General features: G+C 64.3%; 17 protein-coding genes. 8 read left to right on the forward strand and 9 right to left on the reverse strand.

The window, feature by feature from the left end; translation table 11 throughout:
* The first annotated feature begins 97 nt into the window (after positions 1–97).
* Positions 98–1342 carry a diaminopimelate decarboxylase gene (gene lysA / locus R2676_RS05240; RefSeq protein ID WP_206273154.1) on the forward strand — a complete coding sequence of 415 codons (1245 nt, stop codon included), beginning with the start codon at positions 98–100 and terminating at the stop codon, positions 1340–1342.
* Positions 1343–1716: 374 nt separating this feature from the next.
* Positions 1717–2121 (forward strand): hypothetical protein, encoded by a 405-nt coding sequence (locus tag R2676_RS05245; protein WP_206273030.1) that lies wholly within the window; start codon positions 1717–1719, stop codon positions 2119–2121.
* Positions 2122–2176: 55 nt separating this feature from the next.
* Here R2676_RS05245 and R2676_RS05250 read toward each other — a convergent pair whose 3' ends face one another.
* Entirely contained in the window at positions 2177–2578 is a 402-nt protein-coding gene (locus tag R2676_RS05250; RefSeq protein ID WP_206273032.1) for a type II toxin-antitoxin system HicB family antitoxin, read from the reverse strand.
* A 369-nt stretch (positions 2579–2947) separates the two neighbouring features.
* The gene (locus R2676_RS05255; RefSeq protein WP_206273034.1) at positions 2948–4558 is read right to left on the reverse strand and encodes a glucan biosynthesis protein; all 1611 of its coding nucleotides are present in this window, start codon (positions 4556–4558) and stop codon (positions 2948–2950) included.
* Between the two features lie 206 nt (positions 4559–4764).
* Between R2676_RS05255 and R2676_RS05260 the strand changes: the two genes are divergently transcribed.
* Positions 4765–5907: a serine hydrolase domain-containing protein gene (locus R2676_RS05260; protein WP_206273036.1), complete on the forward strand. Its 1143-nt coding sequence runs from the start codon at positions 4765–4767 to the stop codon at positions 5905–5907.
* A 38-nt stretch (positions 5908–5945) separates the two neighbouring features.
* Here the strand turns inward: R2676_RS05260 and R2676_RS05265 are convergent, their stop codons facing one another.
* Complete coding sequence (locus tag R2676_RS05265; RefSeq protein WP_206273156.1) at positions 5946–6416, reverse strand: cyanophycin metabolism-associated DUF1854 family protein; 471 nt, start codon at positions 6414–6416, stop codon at positions 5946–5948.
* 23 nt (positions 6417–6439) lie between these two features.
* A complete protein-coding gene (locus tag R2676_RS05270; RefSeq protein WP_316856846.1) occupies positions 6440–8746 on the reverse strand; it encodes a cyanophycin metabolism-associated ABC transporter in 2307 nt (768 codons plus the stop codon).
* Between the two features lie 289 nt (positions 8747–9035).
* On the opposite strand from R2676_RS05270, the gene cphA (R2676_RS05275) reads away from it, so the two are divergent.
* From cphA (R2676_RS05275) to R2676_RS05295, 5 genes are all read left to right on the forward strand, one after another.
* The gene (gene cphA / locus R2676_RS05275) at positions 9036–11696 is read left to right on the forward strand and encodes a cyanophycin synthetase (RefSeq protein ID WP_316856845.1); all 2661 of its coding nucleotides are present in this window, start codon (positions 9036–9038) and stop codon (positions 11694–11696) included.
* Between the two features lie 53 nt (positions 11697–11749).
* A complete protein-coding gene (gene cphA, locus R2676_RS05280; protein ID WP_206273039.1) occupies positions 11750–14317 on the forward strand; it encodes a cyanophycin synthetase in 2568 nt (855 codons plus the stop codon).
* Between the two features lie 460 nt (positions 14318–14777).
* Positions 14778–15311: an IS1595 family transposase gene (locus tag R2676_RS05285; RefSeq protein WP_316856843.1), complete on the forward strand. Its 534-nt coding sequence runs from the start codon at positions 14778–14780 to the stop codon at positions 15309–15311.
* Positions 15312–15601: 290 nt separating this feature from the next.
* Positions 15602–16216: a flavin reductase family protein gene (locus R2676_RS05290; RefSeq protein ID WP_206273043.1), complete on the forward strand. Its 615-nt coding sequence runs from the start codon at positions 15602–15604 to the stop codon at positions 16214–16216.
* Positions 16213–16725 (forward strand): GNAT family N-acetyltransferase, encoded by a 513-nt coding sequence (locus tag R2676_RS05295; RefSeq protein ID WP_206273045.1) that lies wholly within the window; start codon positions 16213–16215, stop codon positions 16723–16725. Before R2676_RS05290 ends, R2676_RS05295 begins: the two co-directional genes overlap by 4 nt.
* A 4-nt stretch (positions 16726–16729) precedes the next feature.
* Here R2676_RS05295 and R2676_RS05300 read toward each other — a convergent pair whose 3' ends face one another.
* The 5 genes from R2676_RS05300 to R2676_RS05320 all read right to left on the reverse strand — a co-directional run bounded on the left by R2676_RS05300 (position 16730) and on the right by R2676_RS05320 (position 22711).
* Complete coding sequence (locus tag R2676_RS05300; RefSeq protein WP_206273047.1) at positions 16730–18118, reverse strand: amidohydrolase family protein; 1389 nt, start codon at positions 18116–18118, stop codon at positions 16730–16732.
* A gap of 19 nt (positions 18119–18137) precedes the next feature.
* A complete protein-coding gene (locus R2676_RS05305; RefSeq protein WP_045219489.1) occupies positions 18138–19481 on the reverse strand; it encodes a nucleobase:cation symporter-2 family protein in 1344 nt (447 codons plus the stop codon).
* A gap of 79 nt (positions 19482–19560) precedes the next feature.
* Entirely contained in the window at positions 19561–20685 is a 1125-nt protein-coding gene (locus tag R2676_RS05310; RefSeq protein WP_206273049.1) for a CobW family GTP-binding protein, read from the reverse strand.
* Positions 20682–21323 carry a UbiX family flavin prenyltransferase gene (locus R2676_RS05315; RefSeq protein ID WP_316856842.1) on the reverse strand — a complete coding sequence of 214 codons (642 nt, stop codon included), beginning with the start codon at positions 21321–21323 and terminating at the stop codon, positions 20682–20684. The genes R2676_RS05310 and R2676_RS05315 overlap by 4 nt, the downstream gene beginning before the upstream one ends.
* A complete protein-coding gene (locus R2676_RS05320) occupies positions 21320–22711 on the reverse strand; it encodes a UbiD family decarboxylase (RefSeq protein ID WP_102079091.1) in 1392 nt (463 codons plus the stop codon). Before R2676_RS05320 ends, R2676_RS05315 begins: the two co-directional genes overlap by 4 nt.
* Positions 22712–22722 lie beyond the last annotated feature (11 nt).

Consider the following 22722-nt stretch of genomic DNA (forward strand, 5'->3'; position numbering starts at 1 on the left):
CTATATCAGAAATGAATGGAGTGGCGACATTTCGATATTTTACCTACGCGGCCAATCGCGTCATGATCAAACCTACAGTGACCATCATGGCTGGTATATGGCAGCGCTAGACTTGAACCTCCCCGTACGTGACTTGGTGAACGAATATGGTTCGCCTCTTTGGATATACAGCAGCGAGACGATTCGCGAGCGAGTCGAGTTGCTGCGGCAGTTTGATGTCATCCGCTATGCACAGAAAGCCAACTCGAACGTTCACATACTCAAGCTCATGCGTGAGCTTGGGGCGGTCGTAGACGCCGTTTCCGCAGGGGAGATCGAACGTAGTCTGGCGGCCGGCTTCGATGCTCGAAGTGATCCGCCTGGCGTGGTATTTACCGCTGATGTGATGGACAAGGAAACGCTAGCGTTAGTCTTGCGACATGGCATTAGCGTCAATGTTGGTTCCCTGCATATGCTCGAGTATCTGGGCGCCAACGCGCCGGGCCATTCGGTATGGATACGCATAAATCCTGGTTTTGGACACGGTCACAGCAACAAGACGAACACCGGCGGCCCCCACAGTAAGCACGGTATCTGGCATGCCGATGTGGCTAGCGCAATTGCACTGATCCGAAAATATGGATTGCGTCTCGAAGGCTTGCACATGCATATCGGTTCCGGGGTGGACTATGCCCATCTCGCCCAAGTCTGCGGAGCTCTGGTCGAAGTAGCAAAGCGGGTTGACTGTGATTTTCATGCAATTTCCGCTGGGGGCGGACTCTCGGTTCCGTGTCGCCGAGGGGATGCTGGCGTAGATGCAGCGCACTATTTCCAGCTATGGAACGATGCACGTTACGAGGTTGAGCGGCATCTTGGCCATGCAGTTCGGCTGGAAATTGAGCCGGGACGGTTTCTCGTGGCTGAGGCTGGTCTTCTAGTTGCTTCGGTTCATGCGATCAAACAGACACCGGAACACCGCTTTGTACTGGTGGATGCGGGGTTCAACGATTTGGTTCGCCCGTCAATGTACGGCAGCTATCACGAAATCTCCGTGTTGCCCGCTGATGGCTCAGATGCGGCCGTGTCTCGGTCGGTTGGTACATTTGCGGTGGCAGGGCCGCTGTGTGAGGCTGGCGACGTATTTACGCAGGACAGCCGCGGCATGATTGAAGACCGAGATTTTCCTGAGCCACTGGTTGGTGACCTCTTGGTATTCCACGATGTCGGAGCCTATGGCGCATCGATGTCATCGAACTACAACAGTAGACCGCTTGCTGCTGAAGTTCTGTGCGAGGGCACGAAATGCAGACTAATTCGTCGCAGGCAAACCATCGATGATTTGTTATCTTTGGAGAACTGCTAACTGATCTGCAAGAATGGGATAAGAGCCGCGTTGGAGCGGGGCCAGAACAGCGACAGCGGGTGGAGCATGGTAACGACCGTATTCGATTTCAGTGGGGCTGGCCCCTGCGGCTGCAGGCGCCCCAGCGCGTCCTGACTGCGCCCAAGACCCGCACCGCCGCCAACCCGGCCAGCGATGCGAGCCCCATTCCACCCGTTCTGCATCCCCGCCTTAATCAAATCCGAAATCTGCACCGACGCGCGCGCGAAGTCAGTCAGCGCGCGGGCGCTTGGGCGCCATGGCGAATGCCTATTGACGCTCCCTCTATCACGGGCCATAAAAGCTCACCAAAAAAAATCTTGGTGCGCTAATTGCAGGAACTCGCAGGGGACAGTATGGACGCGCAAGCTCAAGCTAAAAAGCCACAAGCCGTACGAGCGGCAGTGAATCTCCTGTGGTCATCACTTGCTGTCGGCGCTGTGAAAGCGGCTCTGGATTTTTCGTATCTTTCCGTCTTGGCTCCGGCCTCATTCACTATCTTCGTTGTAGCTTCCACGGTCGCCGTAATGGCACTGCTTATCTTCAAAATTTCCTCGGGAAGCAACTGGGCTCGCATAGCACTGCTTGTCTTGTGCGGGATCGGCGCAATGTCGCTACCAAACACTTTGCTAGGTGAATTCTCAAGGCTGCCTCTGCTTGGCGTGCTTTCAGTAGTTCAAGCTGGACTCCAAGTCTATGCGTTGTATCTGCTCTTCTCGAAGCCGGGCAAAGGTTGGTTCAGCAGGCTTCAATCAGCTTAAGCGCGCTTCTGTTCCGCAGCGATAGAAAAAAAAGGCGACCAACCGGCCGCCCGTCCTACCCATGCGCCATCAGCTCCATGGCCGCGCGAGCCAGAAGCCCGCTGCGTGTTTCATGCCGTTTCTCGGCAAACCGATCCAGCTTTCTGAGCACGAAGCGAGGGAGTGACACGTTGATGCGCTCCGGGGTGCGGTCAAGCTCCTCGTCGTCGATTTCAACGAATGCCCAGATGGCGCCCGCGTACTCGTCTTGCTTGGTCAGGTCTTCAATTGTCGAGCAGGTTACGTCTACGTCTTCGCCGAGCGCTGCCAGTGTCTGCAGATGACCCGCGATGGCCTCCCGCGTGTTGCGGATGGCTTCATCGACGGTATCGCCCCACGAGTGCACGCCGGGAATATCCGGCACCGTGACGCCATAGACGCTCCCCTCGTCCTTGTGAATCGCGATGGGGAATTGCATGGCTTTTCTTCCTAGGTTGTTACGCGACAGGTTTGGCACCTCTGCGAAAAACCGCCGGCCTCACTTCAGGCCGGCGGTTTTCTGGATGCTTCGAACTGTTCCGATTGGCAGGTCTCTCTTCGGGTGGGTTGCCACCGCTGCTGCCAGAAGTTCTGCCTTACCGGTTTAGAGCCAGTGCTGGATATGTTTGCTGGCGCTGTCCATGATCGAATCTGTGCCTCTCCAGCCTGGGGGACGGCGCTGTGCAACACGCTCAAGTTGGGCGATGGATGGTGTTCAAAACATCATCGCAAGTCATTGATTTTATTGCGACGCATCAGCGCGTTTTCTCTCCCCCACTCTCACGCAAGAATAGGGCTATTTTTCTTTCTATTCATACACTTGCGACGTTTTGAGGGTGGGGTGGTACTGGTACAGCCACGTCTCCGACAGCGGCTTGCCATCCACACGCAAAAACAGCCGCATGTCGACCGGTTCCTTCCCGTCGACCGTCAGGTCGAACTGCGCGCGCCAGTGCCCCGGCACGCCGTTCGGCACGGCTTCGGTAAACACATACGAGAACGTGCCGCGCGAGGTGCTGAGCACGGCCTCCGGCTTGGTGCCGAACGGTAGCTTCTCCAGCGGGCCGCCCTTGAACTCGACCATGAATTTGCGCACGCCGCGCGGCCGCGGCTGGCCAGGCTGCCCGCCGTTGCCCATGCGCGTGGCCACGCAGCGCGCCAGTTGCGTCGGATACGGCTCATCGGCCAGCCAGTGCAGGCGATAGCGCAGACGATACTGGCTGCCCGCACGCGCCGGTGCCTTCGGCACCCACATCGCGACGATGTTGTCGTGGATCTCGTCGTCGGTCGGGATTTCAATCAACTGCACGGCGCCTTCGCCCCAGCCTTCCAGCGGCTCCACCCACAGGCTCGGGCGGCGCTCGTAGTGCACGCCGTCCTGGTAGTTGTTGAAATCGCGGTCGCGCTGCAGCAGGCCGAAGCCGCGCGGGTTGTTGTCGCCAAAGGCAGACGCCATCGTGCGCGGCGGATCGTTCAGCGGGCGCCAGATGCGTTCGCCGTTGCCGGTCCAGAGAGCCAGGCCGTCGGAGTCGTGCACCTCGGGGCGCCAGTCGGTGGCGGTGCCCTTGGCGGTTTCCGAGAACCAGTACATCGACGTGGCCGGCGCGATGCCGAAGCGGTCGACATCCTTGCGCAGGAAGATGGCCGTGTCGATGTCCATCACCACGCCCTTCGTGCGGTGCATCACGAAGCGGTATGCGCCAGTGATGCTCGGGCCGTCGAGCAGCGTGTAGATCGTTACGGAATCGGCGCGGTTGTCTGCCGGCGTGTCGAACCACACGTGCGTGAAATTGGGAAACTCCTCGGGCTTGCCGGCCTGCGCCACGTCGAGCGCGATGCCGCGTGCGGAAAGTCCGTACTGATACAGCTCGCCGATGGCGCGGAAGTACGACGCGCCCAGGAAGGCGACCCAATCGTTCTTCTTCCAGTCGAGCTTTTTCTGGTCGCCCAGGCGGCTCTCCTGGAAGCGGAAACCAGCAAAGCCGCTGCCGCGCGGCAGTTTGCGCGCAGGGCTGTCGGCCGGCATGTCGAAGTACGACTCGTCGTAGACGATTTCGCGTGCGGCGCCTTTTTCCACCACGTGCATGCGCACCGGCGCGCGGAAGAACGTGCCCAGGTGGAAGAACGTCACCGGAAACTGGCCGGGGCCGTCGGCAAAGAGCGCGTGGGCGGTGTCGAACTTGATCTTGCCGTGCGCTTCGTAGTCGATCTTGGACAGGATGTCGGCCGGCGCCGTGGCAGGCGGCGCGTACGGCTTGCCGGCCATCGCGCGGGCGCGCTCGATCAGCGCATCGAAAGAGAACGGTGCCGCATCGCCGAGCTTGACGCGATCGGCGGCCAGCGCTTCGGGCGTGATACCGAGCGCCGCCAGCGTGGCGGTAACCGAGGCGGAGGCAAGAAGGGTTCGACGTGTGACCATAGGTGCCTGTGATGTAGCTGGTGAATAAGAATGGTCCGACATGGTAACGCGCGCCGGGGTTCCGACGCGGGCTGAAGGGTCGTCCGGATGGCCGATCCGTTACGGCCGAGGCGGCCCAGGCGGCCAAATCGACCGTTCGTCGCAGCGGGTTTGCGCCTTGAAGTGCCGGTTGCGATACTTCGCGGCACATCGACCTGGGGGCTGGGATGACGCAACGCTTTCGCAGCATCGGCATCGTTTTGGCGTTGGCCTGCGCGTTATGCAGCGCGCAGGCGGCACCTTGCGACGCGCCCACCCCGTTAAACGACGGCTGGCAAATCGAAGCAGAACCGGCCGCGGCGGGTTTCGACGCCCGCAAGCTCTGTGCCGTCCTGAACAAGGTTGCCGACGCCGATATCAATGTCCACAGCCTGCTCGTGGTGCGGCATGGACGCCTGGTCGCGGAGGTCTATCGTGCAGGCAAGGACGAGCGCGTGAAGGACCTGTTCCGCACCACGCGCACGTTCGACGCCAGCACGCTTCACGACGTTCGCTCGATCAGCAAATCGGTGACGAGCCTGCTGTGGGGCATTGCGCAGGGGCAGGGCAAGACGCCGCCGCTCGACACGCCGGTGCTGTCGCTGTTTCCGGGGCTGGCGGAGCTGAATCGCGATGGCCGTGAGGCGATCACGCTGTCCCAGATGCTGTCGATGTCGAGCGGCCTGGCCTGGAACGAATGGCGTGCGACGAGCCTGTTCAACAACGACGAGTTCGGGTTGTTCTGGCACACGTCTCAGGCGCACTACGTGTTTGACCGGCCGATGGCTGCGCCGGCGGGGTCGCAGTTCAATTACAACGGCGGCAACACGGCGGTCCTGGCGCAGGTGCTGGCCGAGCGCGTCGGCATGCCGTTGCCGGAATACGCGCGCAGGCAGTTGTTCGAACCGCTGGGCATCACCGACTGGGAGTGGGTCGATGACTACCGCGGCCGCCCGCTGGCGTTTGCTGGCGTCCGCCTGCGGCCCCGAGACCTGGCACGCATCGGCCAGCTCGTGCTGCAGCACGGCCAATGGAATGGGCGGCAACTCGTGCCCGCCGACTGGATTGCCGAATCAACGGCGCCCCACATCGACACGGGCATGGGCTTGCAGTACGGCTATCAGTGGTGGCTCGGCAAGGTGGTGGCGGGCGGCGCGGAATACGCCTGGATCGGTGGCATCGGCAACGGCGGCCAGCGCCTGTGGATCGTGCCCGGCCTCGACATGGTGGTCGTCATCACGGCGGGCGATTACAACCAGCCCGCAATCTGGAAGCAGGCCGAAAACCTGCTCAACGAGGTGATGACCGCCGTACAGCCGGCGCCGCATTAATGGCTGCACGGCTGCACGGTTGAGCGGTTGAACCGGGCCTACAGGAACCGGTCGAGGATCTTGCGGCTGTGCTTGTCCAGCGACAGCAGATCGCGGATCAGGTAGTGGATGCCGTGGCTGTCGGAAATCAGCAGCGTGGTGCCGGTCAGGCGGCGGATGTCTTCTTCGCCGCGCAGCACCAGGTCGGTCTGGCCACGGTCGGTCTGCACCGTCCACGTGCTCGGCGTGGCGTAGGTCGATACGCCGACGATCTTGCGGATCTCGGGCATGAATTCACGCGCGCCGAGTTCGGCGTCGATCAGCGCACGCATTGGCGCGGGCAGCGCTGCCGGCTGCGGGATCCATGCCAGCTCGCGGCCGTCGGTGCTCATCAGGCTCAAGCCCTCGTCGGCGGCGGAGATGGGAAAGGCGCGCACGGGCACCACGCCTTCATGCACGGTGCCGTCGGCCAGGGTCATGACAAGCTTGCCGAAGCCGTTGCGGCTCAGGCTGAAATCGGGCGTTTGCATCGCAGTCATTTCAGAAAAGGGGATCACTGCGCGTAAGCCGGCGCGGCGGCGTCCACGCGCTCGCCGTCGCTGGTCAGATCGGTGTCGGCGTCGACATTGCGGGCCTGCGCCTGATACAGCTTGTAGTACGCCCCTTCGCGCGCGAGCAGCTCATCGTGGTTGCCCACTTCGACGATCTGGCCGCGATCCATGACGACCAGGCGATCCGCCTTGCGCAGCGTCGACAAACGGTGCGCGATGGCAATGGTGGTGCGGCCCTGCACGAGGTTGTCGAGCGCCTTCTGGATTTCCTTCTCGGTGGTCGTGTCCACGGAAGACGTGGCCTCGTCCATGATCAGGATGCGCGGGTTGATGAGCAGCGCGCGCGCAATCGAAATGCGCTGCCGCTCGCCGCCCGACAGCGCCTGGCCGCGTTCGCCCACCAGCGAGTCATAGCCGTGCGGCAGGCGCAGGATGAACTCGTGCGCATGGGCGGCACGTGCGGCGGCGATGATCTCTTCGCGCGTGGCGTCGGGCTTGCCGTAGGCAATGTTGTCGGCAATCGTGCCGAAGAACAGGAACGGCTCCTGCAGCACCAGGCCGATGTTGCGGCGGAATTCCGAGACGGGCAGCGAACGGATGTCGGTGCCGTCCAGGCGGATCGCGCCTTCCGACACATCGTAGAAGCGGCAGATCAGGTTGACGAGCGTGCTCTTGCCCGAGCCGCTGTGCCCGACCAGCCCGATCATCTCGCCCGGCTGGATCGACAGGTTCAGGCCGCGGATCACCGCGCGGTTGCCGTAGCGGAAGCCCAGGTCGCGCAGCTCGATCGCGCCGTTCACCTTTTCGATGTGCACGGGCTTTGCCGGCTCCGGCACGCTCGATACGTGGTCGAGGATGTCGAAGATGCGCTTGGCGCCCGCCGCCGCCTTCTGCGTGACGGACACAATGCGGCTCATGGAATCCAGGCGCGTGTAGAAGCGGCTGATATAGGTCAGGAACGCCACCAGCACACCGACGGTGATGGCGTCGTGGCTCACCTGCCAGATGCCAAAGATCCACACCACCAGCAGCCCGACTTCGGTCAGCAGCGTGACGGTCGGGGTAAACAACGACCACACCGCGTTGACACGATCGTTGATCGCCAGGTTGTGCTTGTTGGCCTCGGCAAAGCGCGTCACTTCACGCTTTTCCTGGGCAAAGGCCTTGACCACGCGGATGCCCGGGATCGTGTCGGCCAGCACGTTCGTGATTTCCGACCAGATCCGGTCGATCTTCTCGAAGCCGTGGCGCAGGCGGTCGCGCACCAGGTGGATCATCCACGCGATGAAGGGCAGCGGCACGAGCGTCACGAGCGCCAGCCACGGATCGATCGAGACAAGGATGACGGCCGTCATCGCGATCATCAGCACATCGGTGGCGAAATCGAGCAGGTGCAACGACAGGAACACGCTGATGCGGTCGCTTTCCGAACCGATGCGCGCCATGAGGTCGCCGGTGCGCTTGCCGCCAAAGTATTCGAGCGACAGCTTGAGCAGGTGCTCGTAGGTGGTCGTGCGCAGGTCGGCGCTGATGCGCTCGGACACGCGCGCCAGCAGATAGGTGCGCGCCCAGCCCAGCACCCACGCCACCAGCGCGGCGCCAAACAGGCCCGACAGATAGAGCGTCACCAGCCGGTAATCGACGGGTTGCCCGTTCTGGTAGGGAATCAGCACCTTGTCCATCAAGGGCATCGTCAGATACGGCGGCACCAGCGTGGCGCCCGTGCCGATCAGCAGCAGGGCGAAGCCGGCCAGCAATTCCCACCGATAAGGCCGGGCAAAGCGCCACAGGCGCAGCAGCGCCCAGGTCGAGGGCGGCTGCTCCAGTTCACGGCTGCATTGCGGGCAGTTGTCTTCGCCGGGCGGCAGGGGCGCCTTGCAGGTCGGGCAGACCTCTGCGTCGGGCTGCGCGGCCTGGGCGCCGGTGAGCAGGGCGTTGCGCTGGACGTCAAACGCGTCGGCGAGCCGCAGCGCGTCGGTGTTGCGGCCCAGGGTGTAGCGCCAGCTGGCCAGCCGGCGCTGTCCGTCGGACAGCTCCAGCGTGCCGACGCCGGCGTGGTCGCTATGGGCAAGCGTCATGCCAGGAGCGATGTCCCAGCTTTGCAAATCCTTTTCACCGGGCGCTTGGCCGACCAGGCGGCGGTTCGTAACAACCAGCCACCCGTGGGTAAAATGCAGCCTTGCGTCCAAATCCAGCTGCAGCCCGGCCAGGACGGTTTCTTCTGGAGCGAGGCTCGGGGCCAGCACGACACTCCAGGGTTCCTGAGCGCTGGCGACGATGGGGGCGGACGATGGGGAGGACTGGGTCATCAGTGGCGCAAAGAATTCAAAAAGCGCGTCCAAATGGCCAAAAAACAGCCCAAAACGGGAAAAGGACGAACATAAATCGAGGCAGGAGTGCGGCGTCGCAATTGTTGCGGCCTGCAAATTTTGCTCGCAAGTATACATAGCCACGCCAGCACGGCATTTGGTGCGCTGCACAACGCACTCCGGGCTCAAGACGTCAACGCCGACGCCGTTGTAACGTTATTGAAAGGTAACGGTTCGATTTCACGGACCAATTCACGGGTACATCGCCCCCTGCTTCCAAGCAAATTCAATGAAGAAGAAGGACATTGAGATTCTCGATGTCATGTCGCTGCGCGGCCCGAATATGTGGACATATCGGCCAGTGCTGGAGGCATGGGTCGATATTGGTGAACTGGAGGATTTCCCTTCCAACACGATTCCGGGGTTCTACGAGCGTCTGTCGACATGGCTGCCCACGCTGATCGAGCACCGCTGCAGCCCCGGCGTGCGTGGCGGTTTCCTGATGCGCCTGAAGGAGGGCACCTGGCCCGGCCACATCCTGGAACACGTCACGCTTGAGTTGCAGAACCTGGCCGGCATGCCCGGCGGTTTCGGCAAGGCGCGCGAGACGCCCGTGCGCGGCGTCTACAAGGTGATCGTCCGTGCGTGGCACGAAGACGTGACCCGCGCTGCCCTGTTCGCCGCCCGTGATCTGGTCATGGCGGCCATCGAAGACCGCCCGTACGACGTGGACGCCGCCGTCGAAACGCTGCGCGACCTGGTGGACGAACATTGCCTCGGCCCCAGCACCGCCTGCATCGTCGACGCCGCCGATGACCGCAACATCCCGTCGATCCGCCTGTCGGACGGCAACCTTGTGCAGCTCGGCTACGGCGCACGCCAGCGCCGCATCTGGACGGCCGAAACCGACCGCACCAGCGCCATTGCCGAATCGATCTCGCGCGACAAGGACCTGACCAAGAGCCTGCTGCAGTCGTGCGGCGTGCCGGTGCCGGAAGGCCGCATGGTCGACAGCGCCGAAGACGCCTGGGATGCGGCCGAAGACATCGGCGTGCCGGTGGTCGTCAAGCCGTACGACGGCAACCACGGACGCGGCGTGTTCACGAACCTGATGACGCGCGAAGAGGTGGAGACGGCCTACGCCGTGGCCATCGAGGAAGGCAACGGCGTCATCGTCGAGCGCTTCGTCTCCGGCAACGAACACCGCCTGCTGGTGGTGGGCGGCCGCGTGGCGGCGGCGGCGATGGGCGAAACCGCGTCGGTGGTCGGCGACGGCACTTCGACCATCGAAGAGCTGATCGAATCGCAGATCAACTCCGACCCGCGCCGCGGCAGCACCGAAGAGCACCCCCTGAACTGCGTGCGCCTGGATTCCGCCGCGCGGCTCGAACTCAAGCGCCAGGGCTATGCCGACGGCAGCGCCGTGCCGCCCGCGGGCCGCAGCGTGCTGATCCAGCGCAACGGCAACGTCGCCTTTGACGTGACCGACCGCGTGCACCCGAGCGTGGCCGCCCATGCATCGCTGGCCGCACGCGTGGTCGGGCTCGACATTGCCGGCGTGGACCTGGTGGCCGACGACATCTCGCGCCCGCTGGACGAACAGCGCGGCGCCATTGTCGAAGTCAACGCCGGGCCCGGTTTGCTGATGCACATCCGGCCGGCACAGGGCGAACCACGCCCGGTGGGCCGCGCGATTGTCGATCACCTGTTTTCCGGCAAGGACGGCGCGCAGGACGATGGCCGCATTCCCATCGTCGGCATCACGGGCACGAACGGCAAGACCGTCGTGGCCAAGCTCGTCGCGCAGATGCTGCAACTGTCGGGCAGGCACACGGGGCTGGGCTGCAGCGACGGCCTGTACCTCGATCGCCGCCAGGTGGAATCTGGCGCGCGCACCGACCGCGCCGCGTGGGACGCCTGCCATCGCATCCTGATGAACCGCGCCGTGGAAGCGGCCGTGTTCGAGAGCGACAGCGGCATGATCCTCTCGCAGGGGCTGCCGTATGACCGCTGCCAGGTGGGCGTGGTCACCAACTTCGGCAAGCCCGATCACCTGGGCGATTTCTACGTCGAAGACGAAGACCGCATGTATAGCGTCCTGCGCACGCAGATCGACGTTGTGCTGAAGACCGGCGTCGGCGTGCTCAATGCCGCCGATGCGCGTCTCGTTGAAATGGCCGATCTGTGTGACGGCGATGTGATCTTCTTCGCGTTGTCGGGCGATCTGCCGGCCATTACTGAGCATCGCGCCGCGGGCAAGCGGGCTGTGTTCGTGCGTGACGGCAAGGTGGTGCTCGCCACCGGCCCGGCCGAACTGGCGCTGGCCGACGTGTCCGCCATTCCCCTGACCTACGCCGGCCGCGTGCCGTTCCAGCTGGAAAACGTGCTGGCGGCAGTGGCGACGGGTTGGGCGCTGGGCATTTCGAACGACCTGATGCGCGCCGGCATCCTGACCTTCGATGTGGGTCAGGTGGACGTGCCGGGCCGCTTCACGCTGTTCCAGCACAACGGCGCCACGATCGTGGTGGACGACGCGCACAACGCGTCGGCACTGGAAGCCCTGGCCGCTGCGCTGGACAACTTCCCCGCGCAACGCCGCACGCTGGTGTTCGGTGCCGGCCTGCAGCGCCGCGATGAAGATCTCGTGGCGCAAGGCACCGTCATCGGACAGACGTTCGACCGCGTGCTGCTGTGCGAGGACGGCAGCGTCAAACGCGCCGATGCCGAGTTCGACCGCCAGGCGCACGCGCTGCTCAAGCAGGGGCTACAGGCCGGCGGTCGCGTGGCCGAAGTCGTTGTCGAAGGCGGCAAGCGCCGGGATGCCGTGGAAGCGGCGCTCTCGCAGCTCAACGCAGGCGACTTGCTGGTTCTGCAATGCGACGAATGCGCCATTGAAGGCACCGTCGAGCAGGTTCACCAGTGGATGGGCCGCGCCGAATCCAAGGTCTGACGATCGGGCCTGAGTCAGAAAGAACGCCCAAAGCACAACTGAAAGCTGATTGCATGGAAGTCTCTCGTATCCGGGCCTTGCGCGGCCCAAATCTCTGGTGCCGCCATACGGCCATCGAGGCCATCGTGGCCTGCTCGGACCAATCCCAACTGCTGGCCGAGCTGCCGGGTTTTGAAGACCGCCTGCGTGCGCGCTTTCCGGCGATTGGCCCGATGCGTCCCGATGACGAAGCCGACGCGCCATCGATTGCGCACGCGCTGGAAGCCGCCGCGCTCGGCCTGCAAGCTGCGGCCGGTTGCCCGGTGACGTTCAGCCACACCGAGCCCACGCTCGAACCCGGCACCTACCAGGTCGTCGTCGAATACACCGAAGAAGAGGTGGGCCGACTCGCATTCGAGCTGGCCGGCCAACTTTGCCTGGCCGCCCGCGACGACCAGCCGTTCGATCTGGACGATGCGCTGCACCGTCTGCGCGAGCTGGACGAAGACGTGCGCCTGGGGCCGAGCACGGGTTCCATCGTCTCGGCCGCCGTGGCGCGTGGCATTCCGTATCGCCGCCTGACGCAGGGCTCGATGGTGCAGTTCGGCTGGGGCAGCAAGCAGCGCCGCATCCAGGCCGCCGAAACCGACATGACCAGCGCCGTGGCCGAATCCATCGCGCAGGACAAGGACCTGACGAAGACGCTGCTGCATGCGGCGGGCGTGCCGGTGCCGTTGGGCCGTTCGGTGCGCAGCGCCGAAGAAGCGTGGGAAGCCGCGCAGGAAATCCACGGCCCCGTGGTGGTCAAGCCGCGCGACGGCAACCAGGGCAAGGGCGTGGCGGTGCGCATCCGCACGCGCGAAGAAGTGATGACGGCCTATGAAGTGGCCGCCGACATTTCTTCGGACGTCATCGTCGAGCGCTACATCCCCGGCCATGACTTCCGTCTGCTCGTGGTCGGCAAGCACCTGGTGGCCGCTGCGCGCCGCGACCCGCCGCAAGTCATCGGCGACGGCAAGCACACCGTGCGCGAGCTGGTCGACGAAGTGAACCGCGACCCGCGCCGCGGCGAAGGCCATGCCACGTCGCTCACGAAAATCCGCTTTGACGACATTGCGCTGGCCACGCTCGCCAAGCAGGGCCTGAGTGCCGACGCTGTGCCGCCGAAGGGCACGCGCGTGGTCCTGCGCAACAACGCGAACCTCTCCACCGGCGGCACCGCCACCGACGTGACCGACGACGTGCACCCCGCCATCGCGGCGCGTGCCGTGGCGGCCGCGCAGATGGTCGGCCTCGACATCTGCGGCGTGGATGCCGTGTGCGAGACGATGCTCAAGCCGTTCGAAGACCAGGCCGGCGGCATCGTGGAAGTGAACGCCGCGCCGGGTTTGCGCATGCATTTGCAGCCGTCATACGGCAAGGGCCGCGCCGTGGGCGAGGCCATCGTCTCGACGATGTTTGCCGACGGCGACGACGGCCGCATCCCCCTGGTCGCCGTCTCCGGCACCAACGGCAAGACCACGACCGTGCGCCTGATTACGCATCTGCTGGCGTCCAGCGGTCTGCGCATGGGCATGACCGGCACCGACGGCGTGTACATCCAGGGCCAGCGCATCGACACCGGGGATTGCAGCGGCCCGCGCAGCGCACGCAACGTGCTGCTGCATCCGGATGTCGATGCCGCCGTCTTCGAAACCGCGCGCGGCGGGCTGCTGCGCGAAGGTCTGGCGTTCGACCGCTGCGATGTGGCCGTGGTGACCAACGTGGGCGAAGGCGACCACCTTGGCCTGAACTACATCAGCACGGTGGAAGACCTTGCCGTGCTCAAGAGCGTGATCGTGCAGAACGTGGCACCGCGCGGCATGGCGGTGCTCAACGCCGCCGACCCGATGGTCGCGCGCATGGCCGAAGGCTGCCCCGGTTCGGTCACGTTCTTCGCGCACGATCCGGGCCTTCCGACCATGGCGCTGCACCGCGCACAAGGCAAGCGCGTGGTGTTTGTCGACGGCGCCGAGATCGTCGCTGCCGAAGGTGCCGACGAAACGCGCATCGCACTGGCCGACATTCCGCTCACGCGCAACGGCACGATCGGCTTCCAGGTGGAAAACGCGATGTCGTCGATTGCCGCTGCATGGGCACTTGGCATCGACTGGGCGGTGATCCGCCGCGGCCTCGCCACCTTCGTGAATGACGCCGCCACCGCGCCGGGCCGCTTCAACCTGTTCGACTACAAGGGCGCCACGCTCATTGCCGACTACGGCCACAACCCGGATGCCATCCAGGCACTGTGCAACGCCGTGGCCACCATGCCGGCGCAGCGCCGCATGGTGGTGATCAGCGGTGCCGGCGATCGCCGTGACGAAGATATCCGCAAGCAGACGCAGATTCTTGGCGGCGTGTTTGACGATGTCGTGCTGTACGAAGACCAATGCCAGCGTGGGCGTGCTGACGGTGAAGTGCTTGCGTTGCTGCGTGAAGGGCTGCAGGGCGCCTCGCGCACGAGCCGTGTTGAGGAAATCCGTGGTGAATTTCTGGCGATCGACACCGCGCTGGGGCGGTTGCAGCCGGGTGATCTCTGCCTGATTTTGATTGATCAGGTGGAGGAGGCGTTGGAGCATATTGCGCGGCGGGTTGCTGAGTAAATTAGAACCCCAGTGAAGTTCGCTGGGGTTTTGTTTTTGGTTTTGTGGTGCATCCCTTGTTTCATCCCCTGCCGGGGCTGACTCACTTTCTTTGGTCTTGCCCAAAGAAAGTAAGCAAAGAAATGCGCGCCCGAGATGGCGACCCATTCCTTGAATTTATGTCGCAGGGAGGGAAGGGAGGCAAACTCGCTGCGCTCAGACAAGCCTCCCTTCTTTTTCCTCCCTGCAACAGAAATTCAAGGCGCCATCTAGGGCAGGAAGGTCAAAGGACAAAAGCCACACCGTCTGGGCGCCCGCCCAAACGAAAAGGCCAACCGCGCGATGGGTTGGCCTTTTTCTTTGGTAATCCCCACCCAAACCGGACCAGAGTTACTCTGGTCCGACGATGAAACGCTGTCCTGAATGCTCTGCCAGCAGGCCCTACAAACTGTCCGATGGACGGCTCAAATGCCGCGCCTGCATGGCGCAGCAGGAGCAGTTGCGCGAGCCGTTCACTGGCACCCTGGAATGCGACGAAACCACGTTTGGCGGGGCTCGGCACGGCAAACGGGGCTGGGGAGCAGCAGGCAAAGTGGTGGTCTTCGGCATCGTCAAACGCAACGGCGAAGTGAAGGCCGCACCGATTGCCCAGCACGACCAAGCAGCCATCATGGAGCAGATTCAGGCCCATACCCGCGAGGGCTCGCTCTACTACACCGATGCCTGGCAGGCCTATGCCACATTGCGGCTACGAGGTGGTCATGTCGTAGTGCGCAAGGAGAAGGGCAAACCGGTGGGCCGGGACCATATCAACGGTATCGAGGGCTTCTGGAGTTACGCCAAGAATTGGCTCTATCCGTATCGTGGCGTGCCTGGCAAATTCTTCCATCTTTATTTGGCTGAAACCTGCTACCGCTTCAACCACCGCGACGAGGACCTGAAACCCTTGCTGCGTAAGCTCCTTCAGGTAACACCCACCCTCCAAATTCAACCCATTTTGGTCCGGTTTGGGTAGGAATTACCTTTTCTTTTGACGTTGAGCCCTTGATGGCGCCTTGAATTTTCGTAAGCGGGCGGAAAAAAGGTGGGGAACTGTCTGAGCGAAGCGAGTTTTCCCCACCTCCGCCCGGTTACGGAAATTCAAGGAGGGGGTCGCCATCTCGGGCGCGCCTTTCTTTTGCTTACTTTTCTTTGGCAAGACAAAGAAAAGTGAGTCGTGCCCGGCAGGGTACGAAAGGGGGATGCACCAACAACAAAAAGAACAAGGCAGAAACCCCCGCCCACCCCCTCCAACACCATTACCCTATGATGACGCCTCCCCCTGAGTCCCGCGCCATCATGCCCAACCCCATCACACTCGCCCCAGTCGAACTCGCAAAGTCCTACCGCCTCCTGAACCACGGCCCGACCACGCTGGTCACCACCGCCCACAACGGCCTGCGCAACGTCATGGCAGCAGCCTGGGCGATGCCGCTCGACTTTGACCCGCCCAAGGTGCTGGTCGTGGTCGACAGCCGCACGCTCACACGCGAGCTGATCGAAGCCTCGGGCGTGTTTGCGCTGAACATTCCGACCCGCGCAATTGCCGAGACCACGCTCACGGTGGGCACGCTGTCTGGCCGGGACGGCGACAAGTTCGATGCGCTCGGCCTGGCCACGGTGCCGGCCCGCACGATCGACGTGCCGCTCGTCGCGGGCTGCGCAGGGTGGCTGGAATGCCGGGTCATTCCCGAACCGCACAACGAGAAGCGCTACGACCTCTTCATCGCTGAAGTGACCGCCGCCTGGGCGGATCCGGCGCTGTTCAGCAACGGCCGCTGGCACTTTACCGATGCGGGCAGCAAGACCGTGCATTACCTCGCGGGCGGCGCGTTCTTCGAAACCGGCGATGCATTTACCGTGGAGGCCAAACAACCATGAGCGACATCGCCATCCGCCCGTTGATCGATGAGGACGCGGCAGCGTTCAAGGCCCTGCGCCTGAAAGCCATTCAAGATTCGCCGACCGCTATCTGGCCGACGCACGATGAAGAGTCGGGCCGCACGCTGGAGGAAACCCGTACCCGCATCCGGGCGACCGAGCATCAGATCGTGTTCGGTGCATTTGCGGGGTCGGAGCTGATTGGCATTGCCGGACTGCGTCGCGAGCCGCTGGCGCAGGTCGCGCACAAGGCCGTGCTGTGGGGCGTGTTTGTTGACCCGGCGCATCGGCGAGGCGGTATTGCGGGACGTCTGCTCGACGCCGCCATTGCGCATGCGCGTGCGGCGCGCGTGTTGCAGATCCACCTGTGTGTCAATGCCGAGAACCCGCGTGCGCAAACGCTGTATCGCAACGCGGGTTTCGAAACCTTCGGCATCGAGCGCCGCGCCATGCGTGTCGGTGACCGCTTCTACGACGAAGAACACATGGCGCTGCGGCTGGACGTCTGAACCGTCAAGCACACGCCATCAGGTCGGCCACGCCCCGGCTGGCTTCGGCGCGGATGCTCGCCACATCGAGCCCGCACACCACACCTTCGTCCACCACAACGCGCCCCCCAATGATGCTGTTGCGCACTGTGATGGGCTCGCCGGCGACCACGGGCGCGAGCGCGGGGTCGTGGAAGCCGTAGAAGCGCGGGTGGTTGATGTCGTAGAGCACCAGATCGGCGGCTTGCCCGACCTGCAGCGTGCCGACCTCACTCAAGCCGAGCACGCGCGCACCGCCTGCGGTCGCCCAGTGAATGACGTCTTCGGCGGTGGTGGCGCCGGCACCTTGCGTGGCACGGTGGATGAGCCACGCGGTGTTGACCTCGCCGGTCATGCTGCCCGATTCGTTGGACGCCACGCCGTCCACGCCCAATGACACCGGCACGCCGGCCGCCGCCAGTTGCGGCACCGGCGCGATGCCGCTGCCCAGCCGGCTGTTGCTGACCGGGCAGTGCGCGATGCCGCTGCCCGTCTGGGCCAGCATGCGAATCTCCGACGGCTGCAGGTGCACGAGGTGCGCAAACCAGACGTCCGGGCCCAGCCACTCGTGCTCGGCCACGAACTCCACGGGCAGACAGTTGTATTTCTCGCGGCAGAAACGCACGTAGTTGTCGGTCTCCGACAAATGCGTATGCATGCGCAGGTGCATCCCGCGCGCGGCACGCGCCAGCTCGACCAGCAATGCCGGCGGCAACGAGAACGTCGGTGTGGTCGGCGCCACCACGACGCGGCGCATCGCGTCGGGGGCGTCGTCGTGATAGCGGTGCTTGAGCCGCTCGATGTCGGCCAACATCTGGTCGAGCGTTTCGGGCTGCAGCGCCGTCTTCGAGAAGCCCGGGTGGCTGCTGGCCGATTCGATGGCGCCGCCACGGCAGAGCACGAAGCGCATGCCGAATTCATCGGCCACATCGAACAGCATGTCGCCTGATTCGGTGCCGCCGCCTGCGTGATAGAGGTAGTGGTGATCGGCGCAGGTGGTGGCGCCCGACAGCAGCAGCTCCGCCATGCCCAGGCGCGCAGCCGTGCGCATCAGCTCCGGCGTGAACAGCGGCAGGCGCGGATACGGCACGCTGGCCAGCCACCCTTGCAGATCCTGGTTCATGCCTTCCGGCACGGCCTTGAGCAGGTTCTGGAACAGGTGGTGATGCGTGTTGATCCAGCCCGGGTAGACGATGCAGTCGCTGGCGTCGATGACGCGCTCGCCGGGGCGGGGCATGAGGTCGGGGCCCATCTCGGCGATGCGCCCGCCGGCGATGCGGATGTCCACCGCACCGGCGCGTGCTGCGTCACCACGCAGGCCGGTCATGACGGCCAAGGGGCGGCGGATGAGGATGTCTTGAGGCGTGTTGTGCATGGAGAGGTCCATTGGAAAATCAGGCGCGGCCCGCCGTGCGCACGACCGACGCGGGCACGTGCGCTTCTTCGGTACCGTTGAGCAGCAGGTTCAGCGCCACCGACACCAAGCAGGCGATGACCACGCCGCTGTGGAGGAACGGCTGCGACCAGTCGGGCAGCTGCTTGAACAGCGTCGGCGCCAGCACCGGTACCAGCGCGGCGGCAATCGTGAAGCCGACGATGAGCACGTTGTAGCGGTTGTGCTCGTAGTCGACGCGCGCCAGGGTCTGGATGCCAGCCGCGGCCACCACCCCGAACATGGCGATGCCCGCGCCGCCCAATGCGGCTGTCGGCGTGGCCGCAATCACGGCACCGGCCTTGGGCACCAGCGCCACGAGGCACATCAGCACGCCGCTCACGGCCACCACCCAGCGGCTGCGCACGCCGGTGAGCACCACCAGCCCGACGTTTTCCATGAAGGCGATGAAGGGGAATGCGGCGAACATGCCGGCGATGGCGCTGGCCAGCCCGTTGGCGCGCAGGCCGTTGATGGCTTCCTCTTCTTCGATCGGCTTTTCGACGATGTCGCCGATGGCCAGGAACAAGCCCATCGATTCCACCATCTGCACGATCATCACCACGATCATGGTCAGCGCGGGGACCACGGCGAACACGGGCACCCCAAAGTGGAACGGCACCGGCAGCGTGACCCATGGCGCGTCTGCCACGCCGTGGAAGTTGCCCATGCCCATGGCGCAGCCCAGCAACGTGCCGACGATCATGCCCACCAGCACGGCGAGGTTGCGCAGCAGCGGGCTGCCGAAGCGGTTGATGAGGAGGATGGTGGCGACCACTACCGCGGCCACCAGCAGAAACGATGGTGCGCCGAAGTTGGCAGCGTTGCGTCCGCCGCCCACCCAGTCATAGGCGACGGGAAAGAGCTGCAGGCCGATGACGGTCACGATGCAGCCCGTGACCACCGGTGGAAAAAATCGCCGCAGCCGCCCCACCAGCGGTGCGGCGAGCAGCGTAAACAGCCCGGCCGCAATGACCGCACCGCACACGCCCGCGAAACCTACGGCAGGGTTGGTGCCGATGGCGATCACCGGCCCCACGCTGCTGAACGCCACCCCCTGCAGGATCGGCAGCCGTACCCCGAACTTCCAGAACCCGATGGTCTGTAACAGCGTGGCGATGCCCGAGCAGAACAACGTGGTGCTGATGAGCACAATGGTGTCCGCCTGCGACATCTTGAGCGCCGACGCGATGATCATCGGTACCGCGATGGCGCCGATGTACGACACCGCCATATGCTGCAAGCCCAACGTCAACATCTGTCGGGTCGACAGAATCTGGTCGACCGGGTGTACGGCTGTTGTCATGGTTGTCTCCTATCGTTGTCATGCCCGGGGCGTGCCAGGAGCCGCCCTCGGGTCAGGGGGATGTCATGTCATGGCATGCTCACGCCGCCAGACACGCGTTGAAACCGTCCTGCAGGGCCGCACGATCGAGGTCGCGGCCGATGAAGACGATCTTGCTGCTGCGCGCTTCGCTGCCCCACGGCTGCGTTGCGCGAAAGTCGATGAGGCTGTGCACGCCCTGCAGTACATAGCGCTGCGGCTGACCTTTCACCGCCAGGATGCCCTTCATGCGGAACAGCGTTTCCGCCTGCTCGGTGCGCAGGCTGTCGATCCACGTATGAAAGCGCACGAGATCCACGTCGGCCGGCACGTCAAAACCCACTGACGAGACGCTCGGATCGTGCTGGTGATCGTGCTCATGTTCGTGCTCATGGTCATGCTCGTGCTCGTGAGCGCCGGCGTGAGCATGCTCATGTTCGTGGTCATGTTCATGGTCGTGCGCGTCATGCTCGCCGTGGCCGGCGTCTGCGCCGATCTCCAGCAGCTTCTGCGTCGCCTCGAACGCGCCGACACCGATGATCTTGTTCAGATCGACCTCGGCATAACTGGAGGTGACGATGTCGGCCGTGGCGTTCAAGCCGCGGATGCGCCCGCGCAGCGCGTCGATATCGTTGCGGCCCACAAGGTCCACCTTGTTGATGACGATGCGGTCGGCGCAGACGATCTGGTCGACGGCCTGGTTGTCGACACCGTCCAGCTGCAGGTCGTCCAGATGCGCGGCGATGTGCTTGGCGTCGACCATGGTCACGATGGCGTCAAGCTCGACATGTTCGGCAATCGGGTCGTCGATGAAGAACGACTGCGCCACCGGATACGGATCGGCCAGGCCGCTGGTTTCCACCAGGATGTGGTCGAGCCGTTCGGGCCGCGCGACGAGCTGGCGCACGATGCGCACGAGGTCTTCGCGCACCTCGGCCGTGCAACACACGCAGCCGTTGACCATCTCGTAGATCTCTTCGTTTTCCGAGGCCATGACCAGGCCGCCGTCGATGCCGACTTCACCAAACTCGTTTTCGATCACGGCGATCTTGCGGCCGTGGTTTTCGCGCAGGATGAAGTTCAGCAGCGTGGTTTTGCCGGCGCCGAGAAAGCCGGTGAGGATGGTGACCGGAATCTTGGTGTTCGGGCCGGGAAGCGTGGCGTGGGCCGTGGCTTGGGGTTTCATGTTGTCTCCTTGTCGAGCGTGGGTGGGGTACGGACTAAGGCAGGTAACGCTTCTTCGCCCCAGCGCAGGGCGGTGCCGGCATCGAGCCCGAACAGGTCGAGCACGCGGCCGAGGGTGTGGTCGATCATGTCGTCCAACGTATTGGGGCGCGCATAGAAGGCCGGCACGGGCGGCGCGACGATGGCGCCCATCTCCGTGACGGCCTGCATGTTGCGCAGGTGTGCGAGCGTGAATGGCGTCTCGCGCGCCATCAGTACGAGCGGACGGCGCTCCTTGAGCGTGACGTCTGCCGCGCGTGTCAGCAGCGTCGACGAGACGCCCGTGGCAATTTCCGCCAAAGACTTCATCGAGCACGGCGCCACGATCATGCCCAGCGCGCGAAACGAGCCGCTGGCAATGCCGGCGGCCATGTCGTCCGTGCGGTGGTAATGCGTAGCGCGGTCGATCACGTCGGTCAGCTTGTGCGGCGTTTCGTGCGCCATCGTCAGCAGCGCAGAACGTGTGACGACGAGGTGCGTCTCCACATCGAGCGCGCGCAGCAGTTCGAGCAGCCGCACGCCGTAGACGAAGCCCGATGCACCGCTGATGCCGACCACCATGCGCGGCCGGGCGGGAGCGCGAGGGTGGCGCGCGCTCATGGACGCACTCCGGCCTGACGGAGGATGTCGCCCGCGCGGGCAATCGCCTGCGGATCGATGCGTGCGCGGATGCCTTCGAAGCCGGCGCCGCGCGTGGCGTCGATACCCATGCGCGAAGTCGTGCCGTGCACGGACGATGACGGATCGAGCGGGCTGCCGGGCAGGCCATCGACCATGAACACATCCTGGTGCGGCTGGAAGTGTGTGGCCATGGCCCACAGCACCTGCTCGTCCTGCTGCAGGTCGATATCGGAATCCACGGCAATCACAGTCTTGAGGTACGGGTCCCAGCCGAGCAGCGCCAGCATGACCTGCCGCGCCTCGCCGTCGCGCGTCGGGTTGAGCGCCACGTAGCAATGGAAGTGCGTGCCCGAGTTCGGATAGTGCAGCGCCGTCACCGATGGGAAGCGCGCCTTGAGCTTTTCGCTCATCTCGGCTTCGCGCGGCAGGCGGGCCAGCGTCAGATGCTCGGCGTACGGGCCGCCCACCACGTCGACCAGCCACGCATCGCGCCGCCGCATCAGGGCATCGATGCGCAGCACATTGTTGGTGGAGCGGTCGGACGAATAGCCGGTGAATTCACCGAACGGGCCTTCTTCTGCATAGGCGGCGGGGTCGATGGTGCCTTCGAGCACGAATTCCGCTGCCGCCGGGACGCCGATGCCGTAGCGCGGCGTGCGGACGATATCGAGCGGCGCGCCGAGCAGGCCACCCGCAACGGCGCGTTCGTCGGCACCAAAGGGCAGGCGGGCGGCGGCGGCCAGCATGAACAGCGGATGCGCGCCTACCACCATCGCCACGCGCAGCACGTCGCCGCGTTCGCGCGCAGTCTGCAGCATGCGCCACAGATGGCCGCGCGAGTGCAGGCTCGTCGCCAGTGCGTTGCGTGCGTGGCGCATCGAGCGGTGATAGCTCATGTTGGCCACGCCCGTCACCGGGTCCTCGGCCACGATGATGGCGTTGGTGATGTAGGGCGCGCGGTCGCTCTCGAAGTGCTTGATCATCGGGAGCAGCGCAACGTCGACCGCGTCACCTTCGATCACCTCGTCGGTGATGGGGCCGTGCGAGACCACACGCGGTGCGATGGGCGCATTGGCGCGTGCCTGGAAGGCATCGTGCAGTTGATGCGGCAACACGTCGAACAACCGTGCCAGCCGTGACCGCGAGGCAAAGACGTTGGTGACCAGCGGCACCTGCAGGCCGCTGACCTGCTCGCAGACCAGCATGGGGGTCTGGTTGCGCGCAGCAAGCTGATCGATGACGGCGGTGACGTCCTGGTCGGCGGAGATGCCGTGGCGCACCGTCAGCACATCTTCGGGATACAGCTCGCGATAGAGATTGGCGAAGACGTGGAAATCCTGGCCTTCGCCAAGCCGGGTCATGCTCATGGCACACCTCG

This window comes from Ralstonia flatus (genome assembly GCF_958439105.1).
GTDB classification, from domain to species: domain Bacteria; phylum Pseudomonadota; class Gammaproteobacteria; order Burkholderiales; family Burkholderiaceae; genus Ralstonia; species Ralstonia flatus.